Raw genomic sequence first — 10,513 nt, 5'->3', positions numbered from 1 at the left:
ACGACCTCGGTGCCGACCACTTCCATCGCCACAGCAGCAGCACTCGAACCAAACGTCTGGTTCGCAGCCTCGAACATCTCGGATATACCGTCGACATCAGACCGATCGCCGCCTGACTGCCCAGTTTCGTATTAGGAGCGCAGCGCGCGTCTCGAACCATGAGGCCCGTGGCCCATCCTTCGAGACGCCGCGCAAGCGCGGCTCCTCACGATGAGGGAGTGTCCGGAATTAGACCACCGCCAGCTTGCGATCGATCACCAGCAACACGCGATCGAGCTCAGGGCCGCGGCGCAGGATCAAACCGCTCGCCGAAATCACGCTGTACATGCCCTGCTTGCGCGCCAGCCGCGGATCTTTCTCGATCCGGTAGAGCGGGACTTCCGACGAACGGCGGAAGATCGAGAACACGGCGCGGTCGCGCAGAAAATCAATGGCGTAGTCACGCCACTCTCCGTCGGACACCATGCGTCCGTACAAATTCAGAATGCGATTGAGCTCGAGACGATTGAACGTTACCCGGTTCGGCGAGGCGCCCGCAGCGCTCTGGCGCGCCACGGCGCGTGCCTCGCTTGGATCGGTATCCTCCGAGATCAAACTCATGGCACATCTCTCCTGTCATTTGTTTGATATGATCGCGCCGACTGAACCGCTCGGCAAGGGGCGGCGTTACCGCACCCCACTGCTTGGGGCCGAGACTTCACGACTTTTTGCCCGGCAACCGCCCTTTCGACGCCGTCACGGGATCGTTAGCCCAATCATAATACCGCCCCACTTCCGCCAAGCGGGTGCCCTGCTGGATTGCGAGAAGAATCATCTGCGTTGGCCCGGTCCTTTCGATACCGGATTCCTCAGCCCCCAGCCCCCCGGGGTCGTCGGGACCGGGTCTATCGCAGAACAATTGATCCGAGACTGGACCAACGCGAGTTGGTCCTTTTTCTTTTCTGGTACCTTCACTGTCCGGATTTGAGAAACGGATCGGAACGCGCCGCAAGCAAGCGCGCTTGTCGCGACCAATCCAATTTCGGTGGTGTCTCGCGAAGTCGAAGCTGCTTAGTGCAGCGACGTATAGGCCGCGCCCAGCATTGCGCCCGGCCGATCACGGCTTCCGTCCTGGACGAAAACGGCCGCAGCATCGATGCCTTCATGGGAAATATTTTCGAGCGGCACAGTCCAGCTGCCGGCCGTGCCGTTCCAGTCGCCAACCTTCAGCGCGTTGCGGACGACGTTGTAGTAGGTCAATTCGCGTCCGTGGTTCTCTCCGCGGGCAATCGCGATCGGTACCGCCTTGGAGATCGAGTAAATCCAGACTTCGCCGTGAGTCGCGGTGCTCGCCTTGACGGCATCGGGAACCGATACCGTGATGTGGCCGCCCGACAGCTTCATCGAAACCGGCACCGACATCACGCCATCATTTTTCCTGGTCGCGCCGATCGCCCGCTCGATTCCGGCCCGATCGCTGCCTACCACATGGGCTTCGCCGTTGATGATGGCTTGCGGCGTATAGACATCGCGATCGCCGCGCATCTGCGAATACGCCTTCTGGCGGGCGGTGAAGCGCGCGTCAGCGAGCGTATCTTTCCAGCCGAGATAATCCCAATAATCGATCGGCATGCTGAGCGCGATCACGGAAGGGTCCTTGGCCAGTTCGCCGATAATCTTGTCGGCCGGCGGGCACGACGAACAGCCTTGCGAGGTGAAGAGCTCGACGACCGCGCGAGGCTCGGCCGCCCCGGCGGGACGGATAATGGCGACGATGGCGCAGACACCCAAGGCGCCGGACCATCGTGAAATCGAATTACAAGCCATCATCACTGCCATCACTCAAGACCGGGAAATTTGTGGTTGCCAGTTCTCGCCGCTAACACCTAACGGAGCACCAAGCCATAAGGCTTTAGAACAGGGGCAAAGCAGCCATTTTTTAGGCTGCCTTCCCCTGCCTCGCTACTCACTTCGCGGTGAGCCGGCGATCACGATCACGCGGCCAGCTTGCGCAGCACGTACTGCAGAATGCCGCCGTTCCGGTAGTAATCCAGCTCGTCGAGCGTATCGATTCTGCACAGCAGGGAAATGCGCTGCAATGCACCGTCGCTCGATACGATTTCGGCGGTCAATTTCTGCCGCGGCTTCAGGTCACCCTGCAATCCGCGTATGGTTACTTTCTCGTCGCCCTTCAGTCCGATCGACTGCCACGACGTCCCGTCCTCGAAGGTCAGCGGCAATACGCCCATGCCGACCAGGTTGGAGCGGTGGATGCGCTCAAAGCTCTGGCAGACCACGGCGCGCACGCCGAGCAGGCGGGTTCCCTTCGCGGCCCAGTCTCGTGACGAGCCGTTGCCGTACTCGGCGCCGGCAAACACCACCAGCGGCACGCCCTCTTCCTGGTACTTCATCGCGGCGTCGTAAATCGACATCTCTTCGCCGTCGGGCCAGTGCTTGGTCATGCCGCCCTCGGGAATGTTGCCGTCGGCTCCCTTCAGCATGAAGTTCTTGATGCGGATGTTGGCGAAGGTGCCACGCATCATCACTTCATGGTTACCGCGCCGTGTACCGTACTGGTTAAAGTCGGCGGGGCGCACCTGATGCTGGCTCAGGAATTTGCCGGCCGGCGAGGTCAGTTTGATCGAACCCGCAGGCGAGATGTGATCGGTCGTGATCTTGTCGCCGAACATCGCAAGGATCCGCGCATCGACCACATCAACGATCGGATCCGGCTGCTTTTTCATCCCTTCGAAGTAAGGCGGGTTCTGCACGTAGGTCGAGCTCATGTTCCAGCGGAAGGTCTCGCTGTCCGTGGTCTTGATCTTGCGCCAATTGGTGTCGCCCTTGAAAACGTCGGCATATCGCTTCTTGAAGATCTGCGCGGTGACGTACTTCTTGACGAAGGCGTTGACCTCCTTCGCGGTCGGCCAGATGTCCTTCAGATAGACTGGCTTGCCGTCCTTGCCTTCGCCGATCGGTTCAACCGCGAGGTCTTTCTTGACCGTGCCAGCGAGTGCGTGCGCGACGACGAGCGGCGGCGAAGCCAGATAGTTCGCCTGCACGTCCGGCGAAACGCGGCCTTCGAAATTGCGGTTACCCGACAGGACCGCGGCTGCGACAATGCCGTTATCGTTGACCGATTTTGAAATCTCTTCCGGCAACGGGCCTGAGTTGCCGATGCAGGTCGTGCAGCCGAAGCCGACGAGATTGAAGCCGACCTTGTCAAGATCGGCCTGAAGACCCGAATTGGAGAGATACTCGGCGACCACCTGACTGCCGGGCGCGAGCGACGTCTTCACCCAGGGCTTTGCTTTCAAACCCTTGGCGGCCGCCTTGCGGGCGAGCAGACCTGCTGCGATCAACACGCTCGGATTGGAGGTGTTGGTGCAGGAAGTGATCGCCGCGATCACAACGTCGCCGTGACCGAGATCGAAATCGCGGTTTTTGACCGAATAGCGCGCTGCCGCATCCTCGGTCCGCTTGTACTCACTGGTGAGTGCCGCGGCAAAACCTTCCGCCACCGCCGGCAATGCAATGCGGCCTTCGGGGCGCTTCGGACCCGCCATCGACGGCACGACGTCCTTGAGGTCGAGCATCAGTTTCGTCGTGAAAACCGGATCGGCGGATTTGGCCGTGCGGAACAGGCCCTGGGCCTTCGCATAGGCCACGACCAGCGCGACGCGGTCGGCCTTGCGGCCGGACGTCTTGAGATAGTCGATGGTCGCTGTATCGACCGGGAAGAAGCCGCAGGTCGCGCCATATTCGGGCGCCATGTTGCCGATCGTTGCCTTGTCGGCGACCGACAGGGTGTCGAGACCGGGACCGAAGAACTCGACGAATTTTCCGACCACGCCCTGTTTGCGCAGCATCTGCGTGACGGTGAGCACGAGGTCGGTCGCGGTGACGCCTTCCTTGAGCTTTCCCTTCAGCTTGAAGCCGACGACCTCCGGCAGCAGCATCGACAGCGGCTGACCAAGCATGCAGGCCTCGGCCTCGATGCCACCGACGCCCCAGCCGAGCACCGCGAGGCCGTTGACCATCGTGGTGTGCGAATCAGTACCGACGAGCGAGTCCGGATAGGCCACTTCAAACGTGCAGGTCTTCTTGCCGACCTTCATCTTCTCCTTCCTGGTCCACACGGTCTGCGCGAGATATTCGAGATTGACCTGGTGGCAGATGCCGGTGCCGGGCGGCACCACGGAGAAATTCGAAAACGCCTTCTGGCCCCACTTCAGGAATTCGTAGCGTTCCTGATTCTGCTTGTATTCCTCGACCACGTTCTTGCCGAACGCCTTGTTGTCTCCGAAGAAGTTCACGATCACCGAGTGGTCGATCACGAGATCGACCGGCACCAGCGGATTGATCTTCTCGGCATCGCCGCCCAGATTCTGCATTGCGTTGCGCATCGCTGCCAGATCGACCACTGCCGGGACGCCGGTAAAATCCTGCATCAAGACGCGCGCCGGGCGGAAGGCGATCTCATGCTCGAGCGCACGCTTCTTCAGCCATTTCGAGACCGCGACGATGTCGTCCTTCTTGACGGTACGGCCGTCCTCGTTGCGCAGCAGGTTCTCCAGCAGCACCTTCATCGAGTAGGGCAGCCTGGATATCCCCTTGAGACCGTTCTTCTCGGCGACGGGAAGGCTGTAATAGACGTAGGTCTTGCCGCCGACCTTGAGGGTCTTTTGGCATTTGAAGCTGTCGAGAGAGGTCATGTGAGGCAATCCCAGATTGTCAGTGTATACCCGGCAAGGGTATTATTGCACCGGCTGCGGGGTTTGGCCGGCAAGGTCGCAGACGCTGATCGTGTGTCGCGTCAAGTTCCGGCTTATAGAATCTTTCAACAATCGCCGCCACACCGGTGAGCGAGTCACAGCAATGCGACACCTATAAATTCTGATGCGCTACCCCCAATGGATTTCGGGGATTGGCGAAGGGGCAAGATGCGGCTTTCAGGACGCGAGGTCGGTTGTGTACGGGGCGGCCGCAAGGTCTTCTCCGGGCTCAATTTCGAGGCGGCCTCCGGCGAGGCGCTGGCGGTTGTCGGACCCAACGGATCAGGCAAGACTTCGTTGCTGCGCCTGATTGCCGGCCTGCTCGTTCCGGCGCGTGGATCGATCACGCTCGAGGGCGGCGAGGCCGAGCTGACGCTTGCCGAACAATCGCACTATCTCGGTCATCGCGACGCGCTGAAGCCGGCCTTGAGCGTCTCGGAAAACCTCAATTTCTGGCGCGACTTTCTTGGCGGAGAGAGGTCGGATCCCGCCGAGAGCCTTGCGACCGTCGAACTCGACCACGCCTCGCATTTGCCGGCGGCCTTTTTGTCCGCAGGGCAGCGGCGAAGGCTTTCGATCGCGCGGTTGCTGACGCTGCGGCGGCCGCTCTGGCTGCTCGATGAACCGACCAATGCCCTCGATACAGCCGGACAAAGGATGTTCGTCGGACTGATGGGCGATCATCTGTCGCGCGGCGGCCTGATCGTTGCCGCAACCCACATGCCGCTCGGAATTGCCGCACGGACGCTGCGCGTCGGAGACGCCTCGTGACCGCGCTTTTGGCGCTGATCCGCCGGGACATCCGGATCGCACTGCGCGTCGGCGGCGGCGCGCTGATCGGCGTGCTGTTCTTTCTCACCGTGGTGGTCTTGATGCCGTTCGCGATGGGGCCGGACCTTGCGCTGCTTGCACGGCTGGGACCTGCGATCCTCTGGCTGGGCGCGCTCCTGGCCAGCCTCCTGACGCTGGATCGCCTGTTCACGGCCGATCACGACGACGGCGCGCTCGACCTGATCACGATGAGCCGAACGCCGCTGGAACTGTCATGCGCCGCGAAGGCGCTGGCACATTGGCTCGCCGCGGGACTGCCGCTTGTCATCGCCACGCCAATCCTGGGGTTGCTGCTCAATCTTGACGCCGGCGCGACTGCAGCCGTGGCGTTGACGCTGCTCGCGGGCACACCGGCGCTGACCTTCACCGGCATGATCGGGGCAGCACTCGCCGTGACACTGCATCGGGGTGGCTTGTTGCTTGCGGTTTTGGTGTTGCCGCTATCGATTCCCGTGCTGATCTTTGGCGTGGCGGCGTCGGAAGCCGCCATCGCCGGACCGTCGTCATTCGGGGCGCCGTTTTCGATCCTGTGCGCGCTGTCGCTGTTTGGCCTCGTGGTCGGACCCCTTGCAGCGGCCGCGAGCCTGCGCCAAGGGCTGGATTGATGATCATCAACTCTCGCTGAAAGACTTCATGCCAATTGCGCGCAACGGCTGCGGCCATTAACAGAGTGCCATGACGCTGATCGACCTCGCCAATCCGACCCGGTTCCTTGCTCTGACCGCGCGCGCCTTGCCGTGGCTGGTGGCAACGACCGCGATCCTGCTCGCGATCGGGCTGTACCAGTCGGCGATGGCGCCTGACGACTACCAGCAGGGCGCCACCGTGAAGATCATGTTCATTCATGTGCCCAACGCCTGGCTGTCGATGTTCGTCTGGGCCGTGATGAGCCTCGCCGCGCTGGGTACGTTGGTGTGGCGCCATCCGCTCGCCGATGTCGCGGCCAAAGCCGCCGCGCCAATCGGCGCCGCCTTTACCTTCCTCGCGCTGGTGACGGGTTCGCTGTGGGGCCGGCCGATGTGGGGAACCTACTGGGAGTGGGATGCCCGGCTGACGTCCGTTTTGATCCTGTTCCTGATGTATCTCGGCTTGATCGCGCTGTGGCGCGCGGTCGAGGATCCCTCGCGCGCGGCGCGCGCGGCGGCGGTGCTGACGCTGGTCGGCGCTCTCAACCTGCCGATCATCAAGTTTTCGGTGGATTGGTGGAACACGCTGCATCAGCCGGCTTCGGTGATGCGGATGGGCGGACCGACCCTCGACCGCGCGTTCCTGATTCCGCTCCTGGTAATGGCGCTGGCGTTTTCACTGCTGTTCATCACCCTGCACCTGGCGGCGATGCGCAATGAGATCCTGCGCCGTCGCGTGCGCGCCATGCAAATGATCCAGGCGCAAGCCGGCAAGCCGCAGGCCTAGTGCGGCGAATTTGAAGTTCCTATCAGTTTCGCCGCAAGTTCGTTATAGGAACTTCAAATTCAAAAGCCGCACTAGAATCATAGTGCGCCAGAGCTCCTTTGATTCCGAAGTTCGCATCAGAGGCGCCCCATTAGTTTGCGAACTTCGGAATCGGAGCTTTAGGGCGATGTCCCTTGGACCCTATACGACCTTTATCGTGACCTCCTATCTGGCGGTCCTGATGGTGGTCGTGTTGCTGATCGCTTGGATTGCGATCGACTATCGTCGCCAGAAGCGGCGCCTGAGCGACCTTGAAGCAAAAGGGCTGGTTCGCCGCTCCGGACGCAAATGACGGAAAAAACATGAGCACACCTACAACCTCCAACGAGCGCCTGCGAAGTTCGCGCTGGCTGATGGCGCTGCCGCTCGTCATCTTTGCGGCGCTTGCCACCATCTTCTGGTTCGGGCTCGGCGATGGCGATCCTTCGCGGCTTCCATCGGCATTGATCGGTCATCCAGCGCCACAAACTCCCTTGCCGCCGCTCGCGGGGCTCGCCAGCAACGGTGCGCCGGTTCCCGGCCTCGATCCAACCGTCTTCAAGGGCAAGGTCAGCGTCGTCAATGTCTGGGCGTCGTGGTGCGTGCCTTGTCACGACGAAGCGCCGCTCCTGACTGAGCTTGGCCGCGACAAGCAGCTGCAAGTCGTCGGCATCAACTACAAGGACTCGGCCGACAACGCCCGGCGCTTCCTTGGCCGCTACGGCAATCCGTTCGGTATTGTCGGCGTCGATGCCAACGGCCGTGCCGCGATCGAATGGGGCGTCTATGGCGTGCCTGAAACCTTCATCGTCGGGCGCGAAGGCACCATCCTTTACAAGCTGGTCGGCCCGATAACGCCCGATAACATCAATACGACGCTTCGCGCCGAGATCGACAAGGCGCTGAAGGCGGGCTCCTGATTGCGCTAATCCGGCGGGGCCGGCGGTTCGGTCAGCATCGAGATCCACGTTTCGCTGTTCGCTTTCACTGCTTAGTGCGCTTTCTCTCGGACATCGCCTTCCGCCGCTTCACTCGCTTGCAGCGAGACCGGATCGAGATGATGCCGCTTGATCAGCGGCATCTGGATGATCGCAAACGCCATCGTCAGCGGAATCACGCCAAAGGCCTTGAAGCCGACCCAGAAGTCGGTGCTCTGCGTGCGCCAGATGACTTCGTTCAGGATCGCCATCGCGAAGAAGAACAGCGCCCAGCGCAGCGTAAGAGTTCGCCAGCCCTGCGCCGTGAGATTGAATACCTGATCGAACAGGACGGCGATGAAGGAACGGCCGAACAGAAGGCCGCCGCCGAGAACCAGCGCAAACAGGCCGTAGATGATGGTCGGCTTGACCTTGATGAAGGTCTCGTCGTGCAGAACGAGCGTCAGCGTGCCGAACACGAGCACGACGACGCCGGTGACGAGCGCCATCAGCGGCACATGCCGCGTCACGACATAGGAGGCCACCATCGCCGCAACGATCGCCACCATGAACGCCCCGGTCGCGACGAACAGGTGAAACTTGGCGTTCGCGCCGAAGAACACGAGCAATGGCCCGAGTTCGGTGGCGAGCTTGAACAGCGGATGCGGCTGGGTCTTGTCCATTGCTAATGCCTATACCTCTATTCCCGCGATCGCCTTCGCAAAGTCGCGAGCCGTGAACGGCGCCAGATCGTCGATGCCCTCGCCAACGCCGATGAAGTGAACCGGCAGCTTGTATTTCTCCGAAAGCGCAACGAGAATTCCACCCCGTGCGGTGCCGTCGAGCTTGGTCATCGCGAGGCCGGTGACGCCAGCGGTACGATGAAAGGCGTCGACTTGCGATAGCGCGTTTTGTCCCACCGTTGCGTCGAGGACCAGCAGCACCGCATGGGGTGCGGTGTCGTCGACCTTCCGGATCACACGAACGACCTTTTCGAGTTCGTTCATCAGTTCGGCCTTGTTTTGCAGCCGCCCAGCCGTATCGATCAGGAGCACGTCGCGCTTCTCGTCGCGCGCCGCAGACAAAGCGTTGAAGGCGAGGCTCGCGGAGTCCGAGCCCTGGGCTCCGGCAACCACCGGCGACTTCGTCCGCTCGCCCCAGACCTTCAGCTGTTCGATCGCGGCGGCGCGGAACGTATCTCCGGCGGCGAGCATCACCTTGCGGCCTTCGACGGAAAATTTTGCGGCCAGCTTGCCGATGGTGGTAGTCTTGCCGGAACCGTTGACGCCGACGACCAAAATAACGAACGGCTTTTGCGTCTCGTCGATGACCAGAGGTTTCGCCACCGGGGCCAGCACCTTTTCGACCTCGGTTGCGACCACCGCTTTGACCTCGTCGGCCGAGATCGATTTGTCGTAACGGCCGTGGCCCACGGCCTCAGCAATTCGCGCCGCCACTTCGGTTCCGAGATCGGCGCGCAGCAGCACATCCTCGATGTCCTCGAGCATGGCGCGGTCGAGCTTGCGCTTGGTCACGAGGTCCGCGACCGCCGTGCCAAGCGAACTTGAAGTCCGCTTCAATCCACTGGATAGCCGGCGCCACCAGCTCTGTTTCGGTGCTTCCTCGGTCATGGCGTGGTGTGTTAGCGGTTTAAAGCCCAGTGGTCCGATGCCAACATTCGCATCCCGCCTGGGCAAGCAATTTTGCGCATGTTGGCATCAAAGGACCACTGGCAAGATATGAGACTGCTGGTGGAATTTTAGGGTTTGACATTCGCTTTCCGCGCTTTTGGTCGGTAGTGTAGCGAATGTCAAACCCATTCCACCAAGGTGAAAGTCTTGACCGTCCGATCGATGTCGCCCAACTGACGGCGGAACAAATCCAGTCCCGCGTGCTTCATCGCGACGGGCTAATGCTTGTGATTGACAAGCCCGCAGGCCTTCCCGTGCATCGCGGCCCGAAAGGCGGCCCGAACCTGGAAGCCTCCTTCGATGCGTTGCGGTTTGGCCTGCCGCGGCCGCCGGTGCTGGCGCATCGGCTGGACAAGGACACCTCCGGCTGCCTCGTGCTCGGGCGACATCGCAAGGCGACCGCCTCGCTCGGCCTTCTGTTCAAGCACGGCAAGATTTCAAAGACCTATTGGGCGATCGTCGAGGGCGGCCCGGCCAGCGACGAAGGCACCATCGACATGCCACTCGGCCGGCTCAACGCCGAGCGCGGGTGGTGGCAGAAGGTCGACCCCGAAGGACAACCGGCGACCACGAACTGGAAGGTGTTGGGACGCGAGGGCGGCCTGACGTGGCTGGCGCTCGAACCCGTCACTGGCCGCACCCATCAACTGCGCGTGCATGCCTCCGCGCAGGGCTGGCCGATCGTCGGCGACAACATCTATGGCAACGGGCCGCGCTTCGGCGAACCGCGCCTGCATCTGCACTCCCGCGAGATCGGGATTCCGATTTCGAAGAACAAGGAACCGGTGCGCGTGCTGGCGCCCGTGCCGGAACACATGCGCGAGCGATTGCGCGCTTGCGGATGGAACGGGGAGTAGCAATCTCGTACTGGATCGCCCGATCAAGCCCG

At 61.8% G+C, this 10,513-nt stretch carries 11 protein-coding genes; 6 read left to right on the top strand and 5 right to left on the bottom strand.

The window, feature by feature from the left end; all coding sequences use genetic code 11:
- Window positions 1–228: 228 nt before the first annotated feature.
- The 3 genes from M6D32_RS01670 to acnA all read right to left on the bottom strand — a co-directional run bounded on the left by M6D32_RS01670 (window position 229) and on the right by acnA (window position 4,694).
- On the bottom strand, window positions 229–600 hold the full coding sequence (locus M6D32_RS01670) for a DUF2794 domain-containing protein (protein WP_298252717.1): 372 nt from the start codon (window positions 598–600) through the stop codon (window positions 229–231).
- A 450-nt stretch (window positions 601–1,050) separates the two neighbouring features.
- Window positions 1,051–1,818 carry a thioredoxin family protein gene (locus M6D32_RS01665; protein ID WP_298252715.1) on the bottom strand — a complete coding sequence of 256 codons (768 nt, stop codon included), beginning with the start codon at window positions 1,816–1,818 and terminating at the stop codon, window positions 1,051–1,053.
- A 155-nt stretch (window positions 1,819–1,973) separates the two neighbouring features.
- The gene (gene acnA, locus M6D32_RS01660; protein WP_298252713.1) at window positions 1,974–4,694 is read right to left on the bottom strand and encodes an aconitate hydratase AcnA; all 2,721 of its coding nucleotides are present in this window, start codon (window positions 4,692–4,694) and stop codon (window positions 1,974–1,976) included.
- 228 nt (window positions 4,695–4,922) lie between these two features.
- On the opposite strand from acnA, the gene ccmA reads away from it, so the two are divergent.
- The 5 genes from ccmA (at window position 4,923) to M6D32_RS01635 (ending at window position 7,936) form a co-directional block, all read left to right on the top strand.
- Window positions 4,923–5,525 (top strand): heme ABC exporter ATP-binding protein CcmA, encoded by a 603-nt coding sequence (gene ccmA, locus M6D32_RS01655; RefSeq protein ID WP_298252712.1) that lies wholly within the window; start codon window positions 4,923–4,925, stop codon window positions 5,523–5,525.
- Window positions 5,522–6,190: a heme exporter protein CcmB gene (ccmB, locus tag M6D32_RS01650; RefSeq protein WP_298252710.1), complete on the top strand. Its 669-nt coding sequence runs from the start codon at window positions 5,522–5,524 to the stop codon at window positions 6,188–6,190. The genes ccmA and ccmB overlap by 4 nt, the downstream gene beginning before the upstream one ends.
- 70 nt (window positions 6,191–6,260) lie before the next feature.
- Window positions 6,261–6,998, top strand: a complete 738-nt coding sequence (locus M6D32_RS01645; RefSeq protein WP_298252708.1) for a heme ABC transporter permease — start codon at window positions 6,261–6,263, stop codon at window positions 6,996–6,998.
- A gap of 166 nt (window positions 6,999–7,164) precedes the next feature.
- Complete coding sequence (gene ccmD / locus M6D32_RS01640) at window positions 7,165–7,329, top strand: heme exporter protein CcmD (protein WP_298252706.1); 165 nt, start codon at window positions 7,165–7,167, stop codon at window positions 7,327–7,329.
- A 10-nt stretch (window positions 7,330–7,339) separates the two neighbouring features.
- Window positions 7,340–7,936 (top strand): DsbE family thiol:disulfide interchange protein, encoded by a 597-nt coding sequence (locus tag M6D32_RS01635; protein ID WP_298252704.1) that lies wholly within the window; start codon window positions 7,340–7,342, stop codon window positions 7,934–7,936.
- Window positions 7,937–8,007: 71 nt separating this feature from the next.
- On the opposite strand, the gene M6D32_RS01630 is transcribed toward M6D32_RS01635, so the two are convergent.
- Both M6D32_RS01630 and ftsY read right to left on the bottom strand, forming a co-directional pair.
- Entirely contained in the window at window positions 8,008–8,616 is a 609-nt protein-coding gene (locus M6D32_RS01630) for a septation protein A (RefSeq protein ID WP_298252702.1), read from the bottom strand.
- A 9-nt stretch (window positions 8,617–8,625) separates the two neighbouring features.
- The gene (ftsY, locus tag M6D32_RS01625; RefSeq protein ID WP_298252700.1) at window positions 8,626–9,564 is read right to left on the bottom strand and encodes a signal recognition particle-docking protein FtsY; all 939 of its coding nucleotides are present in this window, start codon (window positions 9,562–9,564) and stop codon (window positions 8,626–8,628) included.
- 176 nt (window positions 9,565–9,740) lie between these two features.
- Here ftsY and M6D32_RS01620 point away from each other — a divergent pair, with 176 nt between their 5' ends.
- A complete protein-coding gene (locus M6D32_RS01620) occupies window positions 9,741–10,481 on the top strand; it encodes an RluA family pseudouridine synthase (protein WP_298252698.1) in 741 nt (246 codons plus the stop codon).
- The last annotated feature ends 32 nt before the right edge of the window (window positions 10,482–10,513 follow it).

This window comes from Bradyrhizobium sp., assembly GCF_027307225.1.
In the GTDB taxonomy this organism is placed as follows: domain Bacteria; phylum Pseudomonadota; class Alphaproteobacteria; order Rhizobiales; family Xanthobacteraceae; genus Bradyrhizobium.
Note: the sequence above shows the minus strand (reverse complement) of the source record. Positions and strands in the feature narration are given on the sequence as shown.